We start from the raw sequence: 19,962 nt of genomic DNA, 5'->3' as shown, positions 1-19,962 counted from the left end.
GGCGTCCTAACCCTCTCAGAAGGTCAGGACGCCGGGGCTCGGCTTTAGGGGATATTCGGCTTAAGCCTCATATCCATTCGGGTTATTCTTCTGCCAGTTCCAGTGGTCGCGCACCATGGTGTCAATGTCACGGGTAGCAGACCAGCCCAGATCAGCCAGGGCAGCAGAAGGATCAGCATAAGAGACAGCGACGTCGCCGGGGCGGCGATCCACAATCTTGTAGGGCAGCTCCTTACCCGCAGCCTTCTCAAACGCGTGCAGAACCTCAAGCACCGAGTAGCCGTTACCGGTGCCCAGGTTCCAGGTGTGCAGGCCGCCGTGGGTGGTGATGTAGTCCAGGGCCTTGAGGTGGCCGTCAGCCAGGTCAACGACGTGGATGTAGTCGCGCACGCCGGTGCCGTCCACAGTGGGGTAGTCGTTACCGAAGACATTCAGGTGCTCACGGCGGCCCACAGCGACCTGGGCGATAAAGGGGACCAGGTTGTTGGGAATACCAGCCGGGTCCTCACCGATACGGCCTGACTCGTGGGCACCGACCGGGTTGAAGTAGCGCAGCAGGGCAATGTTCCACTTGGAATCTGAGGCTGCCAGGTCAACCAGCATGTCCTCGATGTGTTCCTTGGTGCGGCCGTAGCAGGACTGGGCATCCATGTTGATTTTTTCGGTCAGTGGCATGGACTCGGGCTCACCGTAGACGGTTGCTGAGGATGAGAAGACGATGGAGTGGCAGCCTGCTTCTTCCATGGCGTAGAGCAGGTTGAGGGTGCCTGCGACGTTGGTCTGGTAGTACCAGAGGGGCTTTTCAGCGGATTCGCCCACAGCCTTGAGGCCGGCGAAGTGGATGACGGCGTCGGGCTTGACCAGGTTGAAGAGCTGCTTCATTTCGGGCAGGTCGAGCAGGTCAACCTTGCGGAACTCCACGGTCTTGCCGGTGAGTTCTTCAACGCGGGCCAGGGACTCCATGGAGGAGTTGGAGAGGTTGTCCATAACGGTGACCTCGTGGCCTGCTTCAAGCAGCTGTAGGACGGTGTGGGAGCCGATGTAACCGGCGCCACCGGTAACCAGAATTTTCATGTTTTCCCCTCGGAAGGTGATAGGTGTTTTTTCTAGCTTACCTGCACTCAGCCCCGCCACCCGGTAGAAGTAGTGGCGGGGCTGGACACACAGTCAATGGATATTTTGCCTGTGTGAAAGAGGTGGTTGCTCTAGTTGGCGTGCAGCTCTGAGTTCAGCTCCACGGTGTTGTTGGCGCGGGGCAGGACCTCGATGGCGCCGGTGACAGAGTTGCGGCGGAAGAGCAGGTTGTTGACCCCTGAGAGCTCCAGGGCCTTGACGACCTTGGGCTCTTCGCCGGGGCTGAGGACGGTCACGCGGGAGCCAGCGGTGACGTACAGGCCAGCCTCAACCACGCAGTCGTCGCCTAGGGCAATGCCGATACCGGCTTCTGCGCCCAGCAGGGAGCGCTCGCCGATGGAGACACGCTGGGTGCCGCCGCCGGAGAGGGTGCCCATGGTGGAGGCGCCGCCGCCGATGTCGGTGCCGTTGCCAATGACAACGCCCTGGGAGATACGGCCCTCAACCATGGATTCGCCGAGGGTGCCGGCGTTGAAGTTGACGAAGCCCTCGTGCATGACGGTGGTGCCGGCGGCCAGGTGGGCACCCAGGCGGACGCGGTCGGCGTCGCCAATACGCACACCGGCAGGAACAACGTAGTCAATCATGCGGGGGAACTTATCAACGTGGGTGACGACCAGGGCACCACGACGTCGCAGCTTCAGGGAGACTGTATTGAACTCGCTGGCCAGCACAGGGCCGAAGTTGGTCCAGGCGACATTGGCGAGCGCCCCGAAGAGGCCATCGAGGTTGATGGTGTTGGGGGCTACCAGGGTGTGGGAAAGCAGGTGCAGGCGCAGGTAGGCGTCGGCGGCGTTGGCGGGGGCTTCGTCGAGGTTGATGGTGACGTTGACCAGTTCGCGGACGACGTTGCGGTCCGTATCTGCCTCAACGAGGGCTTCGAGGTCGGCGGCTACTGAGTTGTCGGGGGTGTCTGTGAGGGTGGGGGCGGGGTACCAGACGTCCAGGACGGTGCCTTCGTTGTCGCCGGAGGCGACGACGGTGGCCAGGCCCAGGCCGGATGCTACGCGGGTATTGTTTTCAGTCATGCCTACCAGTCTACGGAATGAGGCGGGCACAGTGCCTCATCTGCTTGTATGGTGGAACTATGACTGAAAACCCTACCCTCGCCCAGGCTGCCGAGTTCGCTCAGGTGGGCCCGGCCGTCCTTGATCTGTCCCTGCCGGTTGAAGAGCTGACCGCTGATTTGCTCAATATTTACTCTGTGTCGGGTGCTGAGGTGCGCCTAGCAGATGCCGTGCAGGCGGCCCTGGAGGGTATCGGCGGCTTGGAGATCACCCGGGACGGCGACGCTATTATTGCCCGAACCAACCTGGGACGGGATACACGGGTTGTGCTGGCTGGTCACCTAGATACGGTGCCCCTGCCCCGTACTGAGGGGTCCCTGGGGACGGTGCCTGCTACCTGGGTGGATGAGGCAGGGGAGCGGGTGCTCTACGGGCGCGGGGCCGTGGACATGAAGGGTGGGGTGGCCGTGCAGCTGGCCCTGGCTGCCCACCTGAAAAATCCCGCCTATGACATCACCTATGTTTTTTACGACAACGAGGAGGTTGCAGCTGACCTTTCCGGCCTGGCCCGCCTCATGCGGAACCACCGCGAGAAGCTGACCGACGCGGCCTTCGCCGTCCTGCTCGAACCCACCGACGGCACCATTGAGGGAGGATGTAACGGTACGATCCGATTCTGGATCCACACCGACGGCATTGCCGCCCACTCGGGCCGGGCCTGGAAGGGGGTCAACGCCATCCATAAGATGGCGGACGTCCTGGGCCGCCTGGCTGCCTACCAGCCCCAAACCTATGAGGTGGAGGGCCTAGCCTACCGCGAGGGCCTGAACGCCGTCCAAATCTCAGGCGGGGTGGCCGGTAACGTCATTCCTGACCGGGCGGGCGTCCACATCAATTACCGCTTTGCCCCCAACAAGACCCTGGACGAGGCTATCGCCCACCTGCACGAGGTTTTTGACGGCTACGAGCTTGATTTCGTTGACCGCTCCTCCGCCGCCCGCCCTGGCCTGGATGCGCCCATGTCGCGCTCGCTCATTGAGTCGGTGGGGCAGGCACCTAAACCCAAGTACGGGTGGACGGACGTCGCTCGCTTCAGCGAAATCGGAATCCCCGCCGTCAACTTCGGCCCCGGCGACGCCCTGCTGGCCCACACCGACAACGAACACGTTAAGGCCTCTGAAGTCCGCGCCTGCTACACTGCCTTGGAAACCTGGCTGACCGCGTCCTAACCCACCCCCTACCTCTTCGCCCCACCTTCACAAGCGAGAACCCATGAACTACATTCTTGTCGTACTTACTTTCATCGTGCTGAGCGGCACCATGGCCGGTTGCGCTATTCTTGCCACCGACCGCCTCATACCCGGACGCCGGGCCCTGCGCCACGTCAGCACCGACGGCATAGACCTGCCCCCGGCCGGGGACCCACCGCTGATCCTCTCAGACCACCCCGACGCGAAAGAACTGAGCACCCTCACCTTCGCCACCACCGCTTTCGGCTACAAACGGGAAGAAGTGGACGGGGTCATCGCCAAACTAAGCGCCGAAAATAAGCGGCTCGCTGCAGAACTCGCTGCCGCCCAGGCAAACGGCCCTGACGCCCCGGCGTCCGCGCCCCAGCCCACCACCCGACGGACCAAACGATAGGACCTCATGCAGACCTCACCGCTTGACCGTCTATCCCTCACCCTCTACCAGGGGGGCCGGGCCCTCGGGCACCGCTTTACCGCCCTACCCCTCTGGGCCAAGGTTGCCCTGATCTATGCCGCCAGTAGGATCTGGGGCTGGGCCATTTTCGCCACCGTAGGCCGCCACCAAACCTTTGGCCCCTGGAAAGACTCAGCCATGAGCTACCTGGAGTTCGTAACCATCTGGGATACCGACTGGTACGAAAAAATCGCCACCACCGGCTACCCGTCCGAGCTCCCCCTCGACGCAGCCGGGCACGTCGCCCAAAACGAGTGGGCCTTCTACCCCCTCTACCCCCTGCTGGTCAGGGGAGCCATGGCCGTCACCGGGGGAAGCTTCCAGGTACTGGCCCCCACCCTCTCCCTCCTGGCTGGGTTCGGGGCAGCCTGGTTCATCTACAAGCTCTTCGAGCTCTCCCTCACCCGGGCAGACCAGGACGCCACCTCCCGAACCACCACCGCCCTCTGGGGCCTGGCCGCAGTCAGCTTCTGCGCTGTCGCCCCCATCCTGCAAACCGGGTACGCCGAGGCCCTGGGCCTGCTCTTCCTCTCCTGGGCCCTCTACCTGCTTGTCCAGGGCCGGTACGGGCTCCTGCTCCTGCCCGCCCTGGGAGCAGCCCTGAGCCGTCCCGTCGGCGTCCCCCTCGGGGCAACAGTGGGGATTTGGTGGTTGATTTCCTGGCTCACCCAGGCACGAGCGGACGGGGCCCTCCCCGCCTTTTGTGCCCGGTTAGGCCAGCTCCTCTCAGCCCTGGCCGTCTGCGCCTTCGCCTTTATCCACCCCGCCCACGCCTGGTGGGCTACCGGACGAATCGACGCCTACACAGCCACGGAGGCGGCCTGGCGGGCCGGGGGAGAAGACGTCCTCCCCTTTATGCCCTGGCTGACCCAAAGCCAACATTACCTCGGCACCTTCATGGGCCCCCTCGTCCTGGCCCTGCTCCTGGCCGGCTACTTCCTAGCCCTGGCTGCCCCTGTCACCCGCCGCCTGCTGCACCCGGCCCTCATCACCTGGTGCGCCGCCTACGCCATCTACATGCTGGTCTTCTTCAACCCCCAGTCCTCCACCTTCCGTCTGCTTCTGCCCCTCTTCCCCCTGCTCCTGCCGGTGGTCGGGATTTCAGCCTCAGCCGCCTACCGCTGGCTCCTGCTGGGGCTAGGGGCAACAACCCAGTTCGGCTGGGTCGGCTGGCTCTGGCACTGGAAGCAGCTCCCCGGCGGCGGCGACTACCCGCCCTAAAAAACAGCACGAAACCTGCGGGGTTTATGCCCCCGCAGAGCTGATAAGCACTATGATTAATGGAAGAGGTGCGGGCAACCTGGCCCGCTACCGCCACTAGATTAACCCCTGCTTAGAGGAGAGATTTTCATGGCAGCACAAAAACCTCGCACCGGAGACGGCCCCCTCGAAATTGTGCGCGAAGGCCGCAGCATCGTCATGCGAATCCCTGTAGAGGGCGGCGGGCGCCTGGTCCTTGACCTCACTGAAGAAGAGGTCGAAGCCCTGCGAACCTGCGTCGAGAACTTCTAAATCTTTGTTGATCCCCACCTGTCACCTGAACAGGTGGGGATATTTTGTCTTCCCTGTGCCCCTAGCGGATTCGTTGCACAGCGAAGAGACCTGCCCCCACGGGCATGAGGGAAACATGCACGTCCTGGGTGCAGGAGGCAATGTCGGTAAGCATCCGCCGCAGGGAGACAGTGGTGGGGTCCCTCCGGGCTGGTGAGGTCACTGCCCCATCGGCCCCGAGCGGCTGGTGGACCAGGAGCAGCCCACCGGGCTTCAGGAGATTGAGGCACTGGTAGGTTGCTTCTTCCGCCAGTTCGTCACCCAGATCGACGAAGGCCAGGTCGTAGGCGGCGTCAGAGAGATGGGGCAGGACCTGCCGGGCATCACCGGTGATGACTCGGGTCCGGTGGGAGGACGAATACCCACCCTGGGCGATTGCTGTGCGGGTTGCCTGGGCGCGGGTCGGGTCAATCTCAATAGCTGTGAGAGCAGCACCAGCAGGCATACCCTTGAGCAGGGCCAGGGTAGCAACCCCGCCCCCACAGCCGACGTCGACCACTTGAGCAGGAGCCTTGGCAGCTGCAAAGACCGTTAGGGCATCAGCCACCGAGGCAGAGACCGGACCGGCCCCTAGCATCTGGGCTTGTTCCCGTACCAGCTCCTCCAGAGGGGAGGGGGTAGCGAATCCTTCAGTAAAAGCCCAGATCTTTGAGAGGTCCGCTCGGTTCATGTCGTGTGCCCTTCACTGAGGAGAATTAACAGAGATTCTTGGTATATCTTATTCAACCTTGCATCTTCGGTGTGTATCAGACAGCCCCACCTGGTAATCTCTAGGTGTGCTTGGAATTAGCGGCCTCGAATTTATTGTTCTTTTGATCCTGGTGTTTGTTGTCATCGGGCCCGAACGCATGCCCGAATATGCCCAGCAGCTCAAGGATTTTATCAAGATGGTCCGCCGCATGGCCTTTGAGGCCCGCGATGACCTCAAAGAGACCCTTGGCCCCGACCTGGGTGACATTGACTGGAAACAGTATGATCCTCGTCAATATGACCCCCGTGTGATTGTGCGGGAGGCTTTCGCTGAGGACGATGAGGAGCGCCGGGCTGAGCTGGAGGCTAAGGCAAGTGCTGCGCCGGCGCCGTCCGTGACCCAGCGCCTGCCGCACGGGGCCTGGGCCCCCTTTGACGTTGAAGCCACCTAAACCAGGTAGGTACCATTTAAATCGGAAAAACCCACCAGAGTGGTGGGTTTTTCCGATTTAAATGGTCCATTCCGTTTTAAGTGGTACCTACCTGGGGCTAGACGGTGAAGGGAAGGGACCTGCCAGCCAAGCCTCGCGGCGCGTGGGTGAGGTGATAGGCCACCTCACTCAAAACCCGGGCGGCAGGGGAGTCCGGTGCCCCCCAAACAATCGGGACGCCCGCGTCGCCCCCCTCCCGCAGGGCCACCTCCAGGGGCACAGACCCCAGCAGGGGCACCTCATACCCCAGCGCCTGAGACAGGGACTCGGTGAGGACAGCCCCGCCCCCCTCCCCAAAGAGGGGGAGGGTACTGCCGTCGGGCAGGACCATAGCAGCCATATTCTCCAAGATACCCACAACCTTCTGCTCCGTTTGAAGGCTCAGAGTCCCGGCCCGCTGGGCAACATCAACGGCAGCCAGCTGGGGGGTGGAGACCAACAGAATCTCAGCATGAGGCAGAAGCTGGGCCATAGAAATGGCAATATCCCCGGTGCCCGGGGGTAGATCCAGGAAGAGGACATCGAGCTGGCCGAAATGGACGTCCGTCAAAAACTGTTCCAGGGCCCGGTGGAGCATTGGGCCACGCCAGGCCACCGGCTGGTCCGGCTTGACGAACATACCAATCGAAATGACCTTAATCGCCCCGCCACCGCTGGGTGCCTCAACTACCGGGGGTAGGATCATGTCATCCATGCGGGTGGGGCCAGCCGTAATACCGAGCAGGCCGGGAATGGAAAAGCCGTGAACATCCGCGTCGATGATGCCCACGTTCAGCCCGGCTGAGGCACAGGCCGCCGCAAGGTTGGCCGTGGCCGAGGACTTACCCACCCCTCCCTTGCCGGAGGCCACCGCAAAGACCCGGGTGAGGGAACCGTCCTGGGTAAAGGGGTTCTGCCGGGTGTGGCCGAGTTTCTGCTTGAGGGTGGCCCGCTGGTCGGCGTTCATGAAGCCGACCGATAGTTCTACCTGCTCCACCTGGGGCAGGGTGCCGACGGCAGCCCGGACGTCCTGCTCGATCGTAGAGCGCAGGGGGCAGCCCTCAATGGTGAGCAGAATACTGACGGTGGCGGTTGAACCTACCAGGTCAGCCCGCTCAACCATGCCAAGCTCGGTGATGGGCTGGCGGAGTTCTGGGTCAATGACGGTAGCCAGAGCTGTAGCTAGCTCAGGGTGCAGGGCCGGTGCCTCCTGCGGGGTATCTGCCATGTGAGCCTAATCCTCCTGGGGGCGGTCGATGTCCATGACCTTCTTCTTTTTGCGGATCTTGGGGTGGTCTTCGCTGAGCACTTCAAAGGAGCTGGTGGGCGGGTTGGGCCCGTCGGGGGCAGAACCAGGGGCTTCCTTGGCGAGGTCCTGGGGGTTGCCCAGCCCCAGGGCTGCTAGCTGCTCAGCCCTGGCAAAAAGCTCCTCCTGGCGGCGCTGGACTTCCGCCAGCTCGTCCATGATGTCCCGCATTTCGCCGCGTACAAAGTCGCGGGTGGCTACCTCGCGCAGGGTAATGCGGAGGGAGGCGATTTCGCGGGTGAGGTATTCGGTTTCTTCCAGGTTGCGCTGGTCGCGCTGGCGGTCCTGGCGGGCGACGACGCGGTCGCGGTCGTCCTGCCGGTTCTGGGCCAGCAGGAGCAGGGGCGCTGCGTAGGAGGCCTGCAGGGAGAGCATGAGGGTCAGCAGGGTGAAGTTGAGAGCTCTGGGGTCAAACTGCCACTCTTCGGGTGCGAGGGTGTTCCAGCCCAGCCAGAGGGCACAGAAGACCGTCATCCAGAGCAGGAACATGGGGGTTCCCATGAAGCGGGCAATTTTTTCGGTCATCTGCCCGAAGGCGTCAGGGTTGGGGCTGAGCTGGAAGAGACGGCGTCGACGTTTCTGCTGTCGGGGGGTTCCGAGGGCGCCGAGGGAGTCGTTACGGTCGCGGGAATCACTCAAAGCGTCGACCTACCTTTCGAATGGGGGTGCCGTCGTCGTAGGTTCGCCAGTCATCGGGCAGGATCTCGTCGAGGACGTCGTCCACGGTCACTGCCCCGACTAGGCGGTCGTGGTCGTTGACGACCGGCACGATGGTGAGGTCGTAGGTTGCTAGAACGCGGGTGACCTCTTCGATACTGGCGGCGTCGGTGACCGGCTCGATGGAGGAGTCAATGATGTTGCCGACCTGTTCGCTGGGGGAGTGGCGCAGGAGCCGCTGCATGTGGACCAGGCCTAGGTACTTGCCGGTGGGGGTTTCTAGCGGGGGACGGGTGACCATGACGGCCGCTGCCATGGCCGGGGGGATTTCCTCCTGGCGGATATGGGCTAGGGCTTCAGCGACGGTTGCCTCGGGGGAGAGGATGATGGGCACCGGGTTCATGAGCGAACCGGCGGTTCCTTCCTCGTATTCCAGCAGGCGGCGGACGTCGTCGGAGTCTTCGGGGTCCATGAGGGTGAGCAGCTCCTCACGCTGGGTGTCGGAGAGCTCGCTGAGGAGGTCGGCGGCGTCGTCCGGTTCCATTTCTTCCAGGACGTTGACGGCGCGTTCTACCTCCAGGTGGGAGAGGATCTGTACCTGGTCTTCTTCGGGGAGTTCCTGCAGGACGTCGGCCAGGCGCTCGTCTTGGAGTTCCTGGGCGACCTCGACCATGCGCTTGTCGGGCATTTCGTGGATGGCGTCGGCGAGGTCTGCTGCGTTGGAGTCTTCGTGGCTGGCGACGAAGGCGGTGGCGGCTTGGGGTTCGAAGTCGGTGGAGAGGATGACCTGGTCCCAGTCTACGATCAGGGTTTCCTTGCGGCGGCGTAGCAGGTGGTTGTGGCCGCGGGAGACAAAGAGTTCTGAGATGAACCAGTCGCCGTTGCGTCGCTGTTCCATGGCGACGTCCTCAACGTGGGCCATGCCGGAGCCGTCACGCAGCTGCACCTTTTTGTCAAAGAGCTCACCGACCACTAGGGCTTCGGAGCCGCGCTGTTCGAAGCGGCGCAGGTTCACCAGGCCCGTCAGAATAATCTGGGTGGAGTCGATACTGGTGACCCGCGTCATGGGAACAAAAATACGTTTCTTGCCCAGGATCTCAATGACGATACCGACAACGACAGGTTCCTTGAGCTTGGCCAGGGACCCAATGGCTGAGAACTGGGTAAAGCCGCTTTTGAGGACGACGACGTCGCGCAGACGGCCCAGGCGGTCACCGTGGGGGTCAAAGACGTCTAGGCCTAGCAGGCGGGCAATAAAGATTTTGTTCGGTACGCTACTCACAAGTCTTAAGCCTACTCCCTGGGGGCACACCCTGCCATGTGCAGGAGCCACAGAGCGGGAAAAATAAGCTAGCTTACAAGCAGGATGTACGCCGGTGGCGATAACCAGGCAGACTCCGGGCAAAGATTCAGCAAGATACGAAAAAATGGGGCTATGGATCAACTGAAAGTACCCCCAGCTCTCGCTCTTGCCACCGGGGCCAGCCTGCCCCCGGGCGAGCTCGTCGCCACCTTTACGGACCGCCGCGAACTGAACAAGGCTATTGAGTTCCTCGCTAGCCAGAAGTTCCCGGTCCATTCCCTCTTTGTGGTGGGCCAGGACGTGCGCCAGGTAGATTACGTGACCGGCCAGGCCACCTACCCCAGGGCCGCCCTCAGCGGGGCGATTCAGGGTATTGGACTTGGCGCCTTAGTTGCCCTCTTCAACTCCCTGATTACCCAGACCTCCATGCTGGCTAACTTCATCAGCATTGTTCCCCTGGCAGTTGCTTTCAGTATTATTTACTCCATTTTTGTGGCCTCCCGGGCCAAGGGTAAAGGAATCCGCACCCGGAGCCAGATTCTGCCGGCCCGCTATGATCTGATGGCTATTCCAGCTACCGCCGCCGCTGCCCGGCAGCTGCTGCGGGTAACTGTGGTCAATGGGCAGTCCAGCCCGGTGCCCCACCCGGCCATGCAGCACCCGGTCAACCAGCCATCCGTCCCCCCACAGGCCGGGGCACCCCAGGCTGGTGCTCCCCAGGCTGGTGCTCCCCAGCAGCCCCAGTGGTTTGATCCGACCAAGCCCCTGCCCCCGCGCGAGCAGAAGCCTGAACCCTTCCTACCCGGCTTCAACCCGGCAGACCAGCAGCAGGCCCCCGCCGCCCCGGAAACCCCGAGCCAACCCGTCTTCACCCCGCCTGCCGAAACCAACCGGGACGGCTCAAAGGCCGCTGGCAAGTTCGGCCTGCGGGTGGAGAACCCCGAGGAATTTGAGGCCATGATCCGAAAGGCTCCGGAGGCTCCCGCCACCAACGAACGGGTCGAACAGATCCGAGCTGAAAAGAATGAGCAGCGCTACGGCCTGCGGGTAGAAAACCCCGAAGAATTTGAGGCGACCATCCGCAAGGCCCCCGAGCCCCAGGACCCCAGCCAGGCTAACAAGGACGAGACCCGGGGCTAGACAGACACCCCGCAGAGCCGCCCCAGGCCCACCCATCAAAAAATCCGCCCCCAGACTGTACTGGGGGCGGATTTTTGATGAGGGCCTAGCGGGAGTTCTCCGCCATCCAGGCTTCAATTCCTTCTACGGTGCGGGGCAGAGCAGCAGAGAGGTTCTCATTGCCGTCCTCGGTGATCAGCACATCGTCCTCAATACGAATACCGATACCGCGCAGTTCCTCGGGGATAGCCAGATCCTCTTCCTTGAAGTAGAGGCCGGGCTCAATGGTGAAAACCATGCCGGGCTCAATGATCCCGTCCATGTAGAGCTCCTGCTTCGCCTGGGCGCAGTCGTGTACGTCCAGGCCCAGGTGGTGGCTAGTGCCGTGCGGCATCCAGCGGCGGTGCTGGCCACCCTCAGCCGACAGGGACACCTCAGCAGAAACAGGAAGCAGGCCCCACTCGTGCAGGCGGGTCGCCAAAACCTTCATGGCCGCCTCATGCACCTCACGGAAACGGGTGCCGGGCACAGCCACCTTGAAGGCCGCGTCGGCTGCTTCGAGCACAATGTTGTAGGCCTTAGCCTGAATCTCGGTGAACTTACCGTTGACCGGGAAGGTGCGGGTGACGTCAGCCGTGTAGAGGGTATCGTCCTCAACACCGGCGTCCAGGAGCAGGAGCTTACCCGGCTCAACCGCCCCATCGTTGCGGATCCAGTGCAGGATTGTCGCGTTATTGCCGCAGGCTGCGATGGTGTCGTAGCCCAGGTCGTTGCCCTCAACACGGGCCTTGGCGAAGAAGGTGGTTTCGACGACGCGCTCGCCGCGACGGTGGGCCACAGCGGCAGGCAGGGCCTTAACAACCTCAGCAAAACCCTTGACGGTCAGGTCAACCGAGCGGCGCAGGTTCTCTACCTCGATCTCGTCCTTGACCAGGCGGGCCTCAGACAGGGCCTCGGTCAGGGCCGCGTCGAGCAGGTCTGACTGCTCCAAATCAACCGAGGTGTTGTAGCGGGAGGTGTCCACCAGGGCGTCCACGTTCAGGTCAACATTGCGTACCAGGCGAATACGCACCCCGCCCAGGGCCTCAGGGCCGGCGTTCTTGGTGATCGCTACCTCAAGTTCACCTAAGTCCTTGGTGCGAAGCCCGTACTCGGCGCCCAGGGATTCGAGGGTGGGGCGGGGGCCAATCCAGAACTCCCCGTAGCGGGGGTCCTTGTAGAACATCTCGGTATCGCGGCCAGCTAGGGGGCGGAAGTAGAGGGTGACCTCGTGGTTGGAGCCGTTGTCGCCCTGCCCCTCTTCAACGGGCTCAAAGACCAGGACGGCGTCCGGCTCATGATCCAGGCCCAGGCCGGTCTGGTGGGCAAAGGCTGAATGGGGGCGGAAGCGGTAGTCGGTGTCGTTGGAGCGCACCTTGAGGGGGCCAGCAGGTAGGACCAGGCGCTCACCGGGGAAGAGAGCTGAGATCTTGGCGCGACGTTCAGCGGCGAAGTCGGCGACGCGGGCCCGGGCCGGGAGGTCTGCGGAAGAAGCTGCCCAGTTTGAGGCCATAAAGCTGGTAAAGGCGTCAGAGGTGGGGGCTGCTGAGCGGTTGGTGACCCGCTCTTCGATCGGCTGGTCGTCTCCGGGGGTAGAAGTATTTTCGCTAGTAGTCATGCCTACCAGTCTAGTGAGCCGGGTAACGGTGCGTCTAGCTGAAGATAGTAGCTGGGATACTTTAGAACAGCTTACGGGTGTTCCCCGGTCTCTGGCAGGTGGGAGCAGGTAATCTGGTGGTATGTATGACCTGCACACCCACTCCCGCATATCTGATGGCACCCAGCCGGTTGAGGAGCTCGTCGCCGATGTTGCCGCCGCTGGACTCACCGGCTTTGCCCTGACCGACCATGACACTACTGCTGGTTGGGCTGAGGCTGAGCAGATGGCAGGACGCTTAGGGCTCGACTTCCTGCCCGGTATGGAAATCTCGTGTTCGGCTCAGGGGGTGAGTATCCACCTGCTCTCCTACCTGCACGACCCGACGGACGCGGCCCTGCTGGCTGAAATCGGCAAGGCCCGGGACTCTCGGGTGGGCCGCGCCCAGCGCATGGTGGAACGCTTGGCTGAAGACTACCCCATTACCTGGGAGCTGGTTCAGGCCCAGGTCCACGAGGGGGCGACGGTCGGTCGCCCGCATATCGCTGACGCCCTGGTGGGCCTCGGGGTGGTTGCCCACAGGTCAGAAGCCTTTGAAACTATCTTGACCACCCGTTCCAAATACTATGTGCCCCACTATGCCGTGGACCCGGTACGAGCCGTTGAGCTGGTGCGGGCTGCAGGGGGCGTGCCGGTCATGGCCCACCCCAAGGCGTCCGCCCGCGGAAAACTAGCCAGCAACGACACCATCTATGCCATGATCGAGGCAGGGCTGGCAGGCTTTGAGGTCTACCACCGCGACAACCCCGAAGAAGGCCGCGCCTGGCTGCTCGACACCGCAGCCACACACGACCTTCTCGTCACCGGATCATCCGACTACCACGGGGCAGGCAAACCCAACCGCCTGGGCGAAAACACCACTCCCCGCGAGACGGTTGAGAGGATTCGGGAACTTGCTACTTCTTGAGCCAGACCGTAGCTGACCCGGGTACGGAACCTGCGGCGAAGGCGTCCTCGGCACCGGGGGTAGAGCCCAGGACGAACTCGGCGTCAGCCAGGTTAGCTGGCAGGGGAGCGGGCTCGGTGCTGAAGTTGGTCAGATTGACCCAGCCGCCGGGGCGCTCAAAAGCCAGCAGGTCAGCTGAATCAGTGGCGAGCCAGGTCAGGTCCTCGGCGCCCTGGAGCTGGCGGCGGGCGGCCAGGGCTGCCCGGTAGAGGTTGAGGGTGGAGTCTTTTTGCTCGTCCTCAGCGGCTACAGCGTAGTCGGTGAACCAGGCTGGCTGGGGCAGGTGGGGTGCCCCCGAACCAAAGCCGAAGGAGGGGCCGTCCGCCTCCCAGGGCAGGGGAACCCGGCAACCGTCACGCCCGACGTTGACGCCGGGAGAGTTGAAGAAGGTGGGGTCCTGGCGGTCAGCGTCAGGAATCTCAGCGACCTCGTGCAGACCCAGTTCCTCACCCTGGTAAAGGTAGGCTGAACCGGGCAGGGCTAGCTCGAAAAGGGTAGCGGCGCGGGCGCGGGCGGAGCCCAGCTCACGGTCTAGTTCCTCGGCCGGGCCACCTGCGAGCAGCCACTCGTGGCCTACCTTCTCGTTAGTCTTACCCTCCACGAAGGGCAGGCCGTAGCGGGTGGGGTGGCGCACCACATCGTGGTTGGACAGCACCCAGGTGCTCGACGAACCAGACTCCGCCGAGAGCTCCAGGTTCTCAGCCACAATCTTGCGGAACTCGCCCGCCTCGAAGCGGGCGGTGAGCAGGTCAAAGTTGAAGGCCTGGCCCAGGCCCTGGGCGGACGCGTAGGCCGGGCGGCGGTCTCGCTCCACCCAGGCCTCTGCCACGGCGGTGCGGGGCGGGGTGTATTCGTTGAAGACGGTGCGCCATTCCTTATAAATCTCGTGCACATCGTCGCGGTCCCACATGGGGTGGGTGCCGTCCTTGGGTAGGGCATCGAGTTCTGCCTGGCTGGGCAGCACCTCGGGTAGGTCCTTGGCGATACCGTGGGCAACGTCAATACGGAAACCGTCTACACCGCGGTCGGCCCAGAAGCGGAAAGTTTCTTTAAAGTCCTCGTGGACCTCGGGGTTATGCCAGTTGAGATCCGGCTGTTCAACGGCAAAGTTGTGCAGGTACCATTGGCCGTCGCCCACCGGCTCCCAGGCCGGGCCGCCGAAAATGGAGGTCCAGTCAGCCGGGGGCAGTTCGCCCTTCTCGCCCAGGCCGTCGCGGAAGATATAGCGGTCGCGGGCTGCTGAGCCCGGGGCGGACTCCAGGGCCTCCTGGAACCAGACATGCAGGTTGGAGGTGTGGTTGGGCACCACATCAACAATGAGCTTCAGGCCCGCTGCGTGCAGGGCGCTGGCCATCTCATCGAAGTCGGCCAGGGTGCCGATTTTCGGGTCAACATCGCGGAAGTCATCGACATCGTAGCCGCCATCGGCCAGGGCTGAGGGATAGAAGGGAGAGAGCCAGACGGCATCGACCCCCAGCTTTTTGAGGTAGGGAACCTTGGCCGTGATGCCCTTGAGGTCGCCGATCCCGTTGCCGTCGGCGTCCGCAAAGGAACGGGGGTAAATCTGGTAGACCACGGCCTGACGCCACCAGGTGGGGTCGTCTGCGGCTGGGACGAGGAGCTGAGAATCGGTCATCGTTGTACCTTTCGCGCTGGGGCTCTGAGGGGAGGGGCAGACCAGCCGCCCCTGTCTACCAGCCTACGCCCCGGCGTCCTGCCTGGGAGGCACTGGGGAGCCTGGTGGAAAAAGTGCCAGACTTTGGAGCTGGAGACGGGGCCGGGTGTGGGGTTGAGGCAGGAGGCGGCTACCGGGCTTGCCAGGAAAAAATTTCAGGTGTAAGCTAGACCTAATAACCTTTTATGATGGGCTAAGACTGTGCAAAAATCAGCTCTTGGCGAACAGTTGTGCCCAGAAACCGCCCATCTTCTAGAGTGGGAACCATGCGCTTTCTTAACGACATGACCCCCACTACCGACCTCACCTACAACGACGTTTTCATGGTTCCCTCCCGCTCTGCGGTAGGCTCCCGCATGGGCGTAGACCTCTCAACCGCCGACGGAACCGGCACCACCATCCCCCTGGTTATCGCCAATATGACCGCTGTGTCCGGCCGCCGCATGGCCGAAACTGTTGCTCGCCGTGGCGGTATTGCCATCATTCCCCAGGACGTGCCCACCGACATCGTCGCCGAAACCATCAAGCGGGTCAAAAACTCTCACCTGATTTTCGACACCCCCATCACTGTCAAACCCCACCACACCGCAGGCTATGTGCGCCATCTACTGCCCAAGCGTGCCCACGGGGCCGCTATCGTCGTGGACGGCGAAACCCCCATCGGAGTTATCACCCCCAAGGACCTGCGCGGGGCAGACAACTTTGACCAGGTACAAGACCTCATGAGCACCGAACTGCTCACCCTGCCCGACACCGTCACCCCTCGTGAAGCCTTCGACATTCTGCACGAGAAGTCCCGCAAGGTTGCCCCCGTTGTGGACGCCGACGGCAAGCTGGTCGGCGTGCTGACCCGCTCAGCTGCCCTACGCGCCAGCCTCTACGAACCGGCCACCGACGCCAACGGCAAGCTCCGCATCGGTGTCGCTATCGGCATCAACGGTGATGTGGCAGGCCGTGCCGCCGCCCTCATTGACGCTGGCGCCGACGTGCTCGTGGTCGACACCGCCCACGGCCACCAGGAAACCATGATTGAGGCCCTCAAGAAGGTCAAGGCCCTCAACCCCTCCATCCCTATTGCCGCCGGTAACGTGGTGACCGCAGCGGGCGTCCGCGACCTGGCAGAAGCAGGAGCCGACATCATCAAGGTCGGTGTTGGCCCCGGCGCCATGTGCACCACCCGCATGCAGACCGGCGTGGGCCGCCCCCAGTTCTCCGCCGTGCTGGAATGTGCCGCTGAAGCCAAGAAACTAGGCGTACACGTTTGGGCGGACGGCGGTATTAAGGACCCCCGCGACGTCGCCCTGGCCCTGGCCGCCGGTGCCTCCAACGTCATGATCGGTTCCTGGTTCGCAGGCACCTACGAGTCACCCGGCGACGTCCTGCAGGACGCCGACGGCCGCCTCTACAAGGAGTCTTTCGGCATGGCCTCCCGCCGGGCGGTCATCAACCGCAACTCAAAGACCGAGTCCTTTGAGAAGGCCCGCCGTGAGATGTTTGAAGAGGGTATTTCCTCGGCCCGGATCTACCTGCCCGAGGGCCGCGGCGGCGTAGAAGACCAGATTGATTCGATTATCTCGGGCGTCCGATCATCCTTCACCTATGCTGGTGCTGCCTCCATCGAGGAGTTCGCTGAGCGAGCTGTGGTGGGTATCCAGTCGGCTGCTGGCTATGCAGAAGGCCAGGCCCGCGCCACCCGCTAGGCCAGGTACCACCTAAATCCGAAAGGACCATTTAAATCGGAAATGACCAGCTGACTGCTGGTCATTTCCGATTTAAATGGTACCTAGGGGTTAGCTGTCGTTGCCTTCGACCCGGCGGGTACGGCGACGGCGGCGGCGCTGGCCCTCACCTGCCTGGGAGCCCTCTGCTCGGCCACCAACCTCAGCTGACCGCTGCCGACGTTCCCGGGCCGGACGCTCCTGCCCGGCCTCACCCTCAACCCTGCGGGTCCGGCGACGGCGAGGCTTCGACTCCTCACCGGAACGGCCCTCCCGCTTCTCCCGGCTGCCTTCGCCGCCAGAACGGGAACCATCCCGACGCGGGGAACGGGAGCCTGAGCGGCCGCGACGATTCCCGCGGCCACCCCGCTCAGAACCGTCCTTACGCGGCCTATCACCAAAGTCCTCAGCTTCTTCAGCCTGCAGGCCAGCGGCAGTCCGCTCTTCCTTGGGCAGGCGGCCCTTGGTGCCCTTGGCAATGCCCAGGTCGGCAAAGAGGTGGGGGGAAGAAGAATAGGTTTCAACCGGCTCGTCCACGCCCAGCTCTAGGGCCTTGTTGATGAGCTTCCAGCGGGGCACGTCCTCCCAGTCCACCAGGGTCACAGCGGTGCCCTCGTTCTCGGCGCGGCCGGTGCGGCCTACCCGGTGCAGGTAGGTCTTTTCGTCCTCGGGGCACTGGTAGTTGATGACGTGGGTGACGTCCTCAACGTCGATACCTCGGGCGGCCACGTCGGTTGCCACCAGGATGTCAATCTTGCCGTTGCGGAAGGCCCGCAGGGCCTGCTCACGGGCCCCCTGGTTGAGGTCGCCGTGAATCGCCCCGGCAGCAAAACCGCGCTCGGTCAGTTCATCGGAGAGCTTGGCAGCAGAGCGCTTGGTCTTGGTGAAAATGACGGTGCGGCCCCGGCCCTCAGCCCGCAGAATACGGCCAACCAGTTCGTCCTTATCCAGGGGGTGGGCCCGGTAAATGACCTGGCGGATTGAGGCCTTAGTCATGGTCTCTTCTTCGCCGGATTCAGCGCGGATGTGCATGGGGCGGCTCATGTAGCGGCGGGCCATGGTCAGGACGGGTCCGGGCATGGTAGCCGAGAAAAGCATGGTCTGGCGGACCTCGGGGACGGCTGAGAGAATCCGCTCCACATCGGGCAGGAAGCCCAGGTCGAGCATTTCGTCGGCCTCATCCAGCACCACAATCTTGATCTGGGTCAGGTTCAGGTACTTCTGGCGGTGCAGGTCAATGAGGCGGCCCGGGGTGCCCACAATCAGCTCGACGCCCTTCTCCAGTTCCTTGACCTGGGAGTCGTAGGGGCGGCCGCCGTAAAGGGTTGCGACCCGCACGCCGGTTTTTGCTGCAGCACCTGCCAGGTCATCACCCACCTGAATAGCGAGTTCGCGGGTGGGAACAATAATCAGGGCCTGGGGGGCGCCGGGGGTAGCCAGGTTCTCCCAGCCCTCCTGCTGGGGCCCGATCACGGCCTGGAGGGCAGGGAGGCCAAAGCCCAGGGTCTTGCCGGTGCCGGTCTTGGCCTGGCCTATGATGTCCTGGCCTGAGAGGGCCACCGGCAGGGTCAGGGCCTGGATGGGGAAGGGGCTGGTGATGCCCTTTGCGGCGAGGGCATCTGCGATGTCCTGGCGGACGCCGTAGTCAGCGAAGGTTTTACTGGTGTCGAATTCTGTCACGAAGGATCGAGTTCCTTTGTTGAGGCCCTGGGAGGGCGCAGTGGGTGGGAGCCGATCGTGGTTTTTCGTGGGTGCTCTAACAACCTCAGATGAAGTATTAGGTTCTGGGGGAGAGCAAAGAAGGGTTGCGAAAGTTTTTCGGTTTCGAGGAACGACCGGGCAACCGGGTTAACGTTCCCATTCTACCGACTATTGGGCCAACAAGGAAGGCACCAGCTGAGAAAGCTGGTGCCTTTCAATCTGGAGTTTCTGACCCTGGTCTAGATTCCGAAACCGATGCGGGGCTTGGACTCGGTGCCGAGCTCAACGTAGCCGATGTTGGCTGCCGGGATCAGGGTGGTTGCACCCTTGGCGTCAGTGAGTTCGAGCAGGCCGCCCTTTTCGAGGGCTTCTGCAACCTTTGCCTTGACGGTTTCTGCGGTTTCGTCTGAATCGATCATGACCTGGGTAGGTACGTTCAGTACGCCAATTTTGATATCCAAGGGGGTGCCTTTCGTCGGTAAAGCTGTCAACTAGCTCCTTCTTCTTCCACAGTTTACGCGAGCAGGCGGGAAACCGGGTGAAGTTTCGGTCTGAGCTAACAGGCTACTCCCAGTCCTCGTGAATCTGGGAGATTCCGCCCCAGGCTAGCCTGAAGACGGCGCGTTCTGAGATGCTGAGGGATTCGTCGTTGTTGCTGTCACCGACGATGGTGCGGGTGGCGCTCAGGACCATGCCGGTGAGCATGCGGGCGGTCAGGAGGGCCTCGCGGTGGGGAATCCCGGCGTTGGGGGCAAGCACATCAGCGATATGGTGGGCGATCATCTGGTGAACTGTCTCAAGGCGTTCCAGGACGGCCGGGTCTGCGTGCAGGTCGGAGTCAAAGATGATGTGGTAGCCCGAGGCGTTATTGCGGGCAAAGGAGAAAAAGGCCGAAATCATACCGCGAACCCTCTCGCGGTTGTCGGTGGTGTTGTAGAGGGGTTGGACGAGCTGGGTGAGGAGGGCATTGACCTGCTCGTCGAGGACGGCCATGTAGAGGTCCCGTTTGCCGGTGAAGTACTGGTAGAGCTCGGGTTTGGTGACGTGGGAGGCCTGGGCGATGTGGTCCATGCTGGTGGTCTGGTAGCCGCGGGAGGAGAAGACATGGGCGGCTGTTGCGATGAGCTGCTGGCGGCGCAGTTCCTTGGGGAGCATGGACTGGGCTGGGGCTACTTCCTCGAAGTCTTCGGTGGGGTCGAAGTCGTCGTCTTCGGGGTCTGCTGAAAAGAGCTGGGAGGACATGGCTGGTACCTTGGGCGGTTTGGGTTTTGGGTGGTTTGGGTAG

19 protein-coding genes are annotated in these 19,962 nt (G+C 62.9%); 8 read left to right on the top strand and 11 right to left on the bottom strand.

Going from position 1 to position 19,962, the window contains the following annotated elements; genetic code table 11:
• Positions 1-60: 60 nt before the first annotated feature.
• On the bottom strand, positions 61-1,074 hold the full coding sequence (gene galE, locus L7A15_RS02130) for a UDP-glucose 4-epimerase GalE (protein ID WP_237189585.1): 1,014 nt from the start codon (positions 1,072-1,074) through the stop codon (positions 61-63).
• Between the two features lie 131 nt (positions 1,075-1,205).
• A complete protein-coding gene (dapD, locus tag L7A15_RS02125; RefSeq protein WP_237200432.1) occupies positions 1,206-2,171 on the bottom strand; it encodes a 2,3,4,5-tetrahydropyridine-2,6-dicarboxylate N-succinyltransferase in 966 nt (321 codons plus the stop codon).
• 50 nt (positions 2,172-2,221) lie between these two features.
• Here dapD and dapE point away from each other — a divergent pair, with 50 nt between their 5' ends.
• From dapE to L7A15_RS02105, 4 genes are all read left to right on the top strand, one after another.
• Positions 2,222-3,370, top strand: a complete 1,149-nt coding sequence (gene dapE, locus L7A15_RS02120) for a succinyl-diaminopimelate desuccinylase (RefSeq protein ID WP_237208021.1) — start codon at positions 2,222-2,224, stop codon at positions 3,368-3,370.
• 43 nt (positions 3,371-3,413) lie between these two features.
• Complete coding sequence (locus L7A15_RS02115; RefSeq protein WP_237200331.1) at positions 3,414-3,785, top strand: hypothetical protein; 372 nt, start codon at positions 3,414-3,416, stop codon at positions 3,783-3,785.
• Positions 3,786-3,791: 6 nt separating this feature from the next.
• Positions 3,792-5,066, top strand: coding sequence for a hypothetical protein (locus tag L7A15_RS02110; protein ID WP_237208019.1), 1,275 nt, complete (start codon positions 3,792-3,794; stop codon positions 5,064-5,066).
• 129 nt (positions 5,067-5,195) lie between these two features.
• Positions 5,196-5,357: a DUF3117 domain-containing protein gene (locus L7A15_RS02105; protein WP_237189589.1), complete on the top strand. Its 162-nt coding sequence runs from the start codon at positions 5,196-5,198 to the stop codon at positions 5,355-5,357.
• Between the two features lie 61 nt (positions 5,358-5,418).
• Here L7A15_RS02105 and L7A15_RS02100 read toward each other — a convergent pair whose 3' ends face one another.
• Positions 5,419-6,066: an O-methyltransferase gene (locus L7A15_RS02100; RefSeq protein ID WP_237189590.1), complete on the bottom strand. Its 648-nt coding sequence runs from the start codon at positions 6,064-6,066 to the stop codon at positions 5,419-5,421.
• A gap of 106 nt (positions 6,067-6,172) precedes the next feature.
• Here L7A15_RS02100 and L7A15_RS02095 point away from each other — a divergent pair, with 106 nt between their 5' ends.
• Positions 6,173-6,538: a Sec-independent protein translocase TatB gene (locus tag L7A15_RS02095; protein WP_237208018.1), complete on the top strand. Its 366-nt coding sequence runs from the start codon at positions 6,173-6,175 to the stop codon at positions 6,536-6,538.
• A 97-nt stretch (positions 6,539-6,635) separates the two neighbouring features.
• Here the strand turns inward: L7A15_RS02095 and L7A15_RS02090 are convergent, their stop codons facing one another.
• The 3 genes from L7A15_RS02090 to L7A15_RS02080 are packed head-to-tail and all read right to left on the bottom strand — an operon-like array spanning position 6,636 to position 9,801.
• On the bottom strand, positions 6,636-7,784 hold the full coding sequence (locus L7A15_RS02090) for a P-loop NTPase (protein WP_237189592.1): 1,149 nt from the start codon (positions 7,782-7,784) through the stop codon (positions 6,636-6,638).
• A 6-nt stretch (positions 7,785-7,790) separates the two neighbouring features.
• The gene (locus L7A15_RS02085) at positions 7,791-8,501 is read right to left on the bottom strand and encodes a DUF1003 domain-containing protein (protein ID WP_237189593.1); all 711 of its coding nucleotides are present in this window, start codon (positions 8,499-8,501) and stop codon (positions 7,791-7,793) included.
• Positions 8,494-9,801, bottom strand: coding sequence for a magnesium transporter MgtE N-terminal domain-containing protein (locus L7A15_RS02080; RefSeq protein ID WP_237189594.1), 1,308 nt, complete (start codon positions 9,799-9,801; stop codon positions 8,494-8,496). The genes L7A15_RS02085 and L7A15_RS02080 overlap by 8 nt, the downstream gene beginning before the upstream one ends.
• A 153-nt stretch (positions 9,802-9,954) precedes the next feature.
• Between L7A15_RS02080 and L7A15_RS02075 the strand changes: the two genes are divergently transcribed.
• Entirely contained in the window at positions 9,955-10,962 is a 1,008-nt protein-coding gene (locus tag L7A15_RS02075; protein ID WP_237204418.1) for an alanine and proline-rich secreted protein Apa, read from the top strand.
• Between the two features lie 85 nt (positions 10,963-11,047).
• Here L7A15_RS02075 and L7A15_RS02070 read toward each other — a convergent pair whose 3' ends face one another.
• Positions 11,048-12,598 (bottom strand): aminopeptidase P family protein, encoded by a 1,551-nt coding sequence (locus L7A15_RS02070; protein ID WP_237208017.1) that lies wholly within the window; start codon positions 12,596-12,598, stop codon positions 11,048-11,050.
• A 121-nt stretch (positions 12,599-12,719) separates the two neighbouring features.
• Between L7A15_RS02070 and L7A15_RS02065 the strand changes: the two genes are divergently transcribed.
• Complete coding sequence (locus L7A15_RS02065) at positions 12,720-13,544, top strand: PHP domain-containing protein (RefSeq protein WP_237208016.1); 825 nt, start codon at positions 12,720-12,722, stop codon at positions 13,542-13,544.
• Here L7A15_RS02065 and L7A15_RS02060 read toward each other — a convergent pair.
• Entirely contained in the window at positions 13,534-15,219 is a 1,686-nt protein-coding gene (locus L7A15_RS02060; protein ID WP_237208015.1) for a glycoside hydrolase family 13 protein, read from the bottom strand. The two genes, L7A15_RS02065 and L7A15_RS02060, sit on opposite strands and share 11 nt — an antisense overlap.
• Before the next feature lie 305 nt (positions 15,220-15,524).
• On the opposite strand from L7A15_RS02060, the gene L7A15_RS02055 reads away from it, so the two are divergent.
• Entirely contained in the window at positions 15,525-16,958 is a 1,434-nt protein-coding gene (locus tag L7A15_RS02055; protein ID WP_237208013.1) for a GuaB1 family IMP dehydrogenase-related protein, read from the top strand.
• 90 nt (positions 16,959-17,048) lie between these two features.
• On the opposite strand, the gene L7A15_RS02050 is transcribed toward L7A15_RS02055, so the two are convergent.
• From L7A15_RS02050 to L7A15_RS02040, 3 genes are all read right to left on the bottom strand, one after another.
• Positions 17,049-18,656, bottom strand: coding sequence for a DEAD/DEAH box helicase (locus L7A15_RS02050; protein ID WP_237208012.1), 1,608 nt, complete (start codon positions 18,654-18,656; stop codon positions 17,049-17,051).
• 260 nt (positions 18,657-18,916) lie between these two features.
• Positions 18,917-19,138, bottom strand: a complete 222-nt coding sequence (locus tag L7A15_RS02045; protein ID WP_237200342.1) for a DUF3107 domain-containing protein — start codon at positions 19,136-19,138, stop codon at positions 18,917-18,919.
• Between the two features lie 103 nt (positions 19,139-19,241).
• Positions 19,242-19,919 (bottom strand): TetR/AcrR family transcriptional regulator, encoded by a 678-nt coding sequence (locus tag L7A15_RS02040; RefSeq protein ID WP_237189713.1) that lies wholly within the window; start codon positions 19,917-19,919, stop codon positions 19,242-19,244.
• Positions 19,920-19,962: the final 43 nt, after the last annotated feature.

The sequence above is a fragment of the Rothia nasimurium genome (genome assembly GCF_928391935.1).
Taxonomy (GTDB): Bacteria; Actinomycetota; Actinomycetes; order Actinomycetales; family Micrococcaceae; genus Rothia; species Rothia nasimurium_D.
Note: the sequence above shows the minus strand (reverse complement) of the source record. Positions and strands in the feature narration are given on the sequence as shown.

Coding starts and splice junctions, on each gene's coding strand:
- galE (WP_237189585.1), bottom strand. CDS start 1,074: ATGAAAATTCTGGTTACCGGTGGCGCCGGTTACATCGGCTCCCACACC.
- dapE (WP_237208021.1), top strand. CDS start 2,222: ATGACTGAAAACCCTACCCTCGCCCAGGCTGCCGAGTTCGCTCAGGTG.
- L7A15_RS02115 (WP_237200331.1), top strand. CDS start 3,414: ATGAACTACATTCTTGTCGTACTTACTTTCATCGTGCTGAGCGGCACC.
- L7A15_RS02110 (WP_237208019.1), top strand. CDS start 3,792: ATGCAGACCTCACCGCTTGACCGTCTATCCCTCACCCTCTACCAGGGG.
- L7A15_RS02105 (WP_237189589.1), top strand. CDS start 5,196: ATGGCAGCACAAAAACCTCGCACCGGAGACGGCCCCCTCGAAATTGTG.
- L7A15_RS02100 (WP_237189590.1), bottom strand. CDS start 6,066: ATGAACCGAGCGGACCTCTCAAAGATCTGGGCTTTTACTGAAGGATTC.
- L7A15_RS02090 (WP_237189592.1), bottom strand. CDS start 7,784: ATGGCAGATACCCCGCAGGAGGCACCGGCCCTGCACCCTGAGCTAGCT.
- L7A15_RS02075 (WP_237204418.1), top strand. CDS start 9,955: ATGGATCAACTGAAAGTACCCCCAGCTCTCGCTCTTGCCACCGGGGCC.
- L7A15_RS02070 (WP_237208017.1), bottom strand. CDS start 12,598: ATGACTACTAGCGAAAATACTTCTACCCCCGGAGACGACCAGCCGATC.
- L7A15_RS02065 (WP_237208016.1), top strand. CDS start 12,720: ATGTATGACCTGCACACCCACTCCCGCATATCTGATGGCACCCAGCCG.
- L7A15_RS02060 (WP_237208015.1), bottom strand. CDS start 15,219: ATGACCGATTCTCAGCTCCTCGTCCCAGCCGCAGACGACCCCACCTGG.
- L7A15_RS02055 (WP_237208013.1), top strand. CDS start 15,525: ATGCGCTTTCTTAACGACATGACCCCCACTACCGACCTCACCTACAAC.
- L7A15_RS02040 (WP_237189713.1), bottom strand. CDS start 19,919: ATGTCCTCCCAGCTCTTTTCAGCAGACCCCGAAGACGACGACTTCGAC.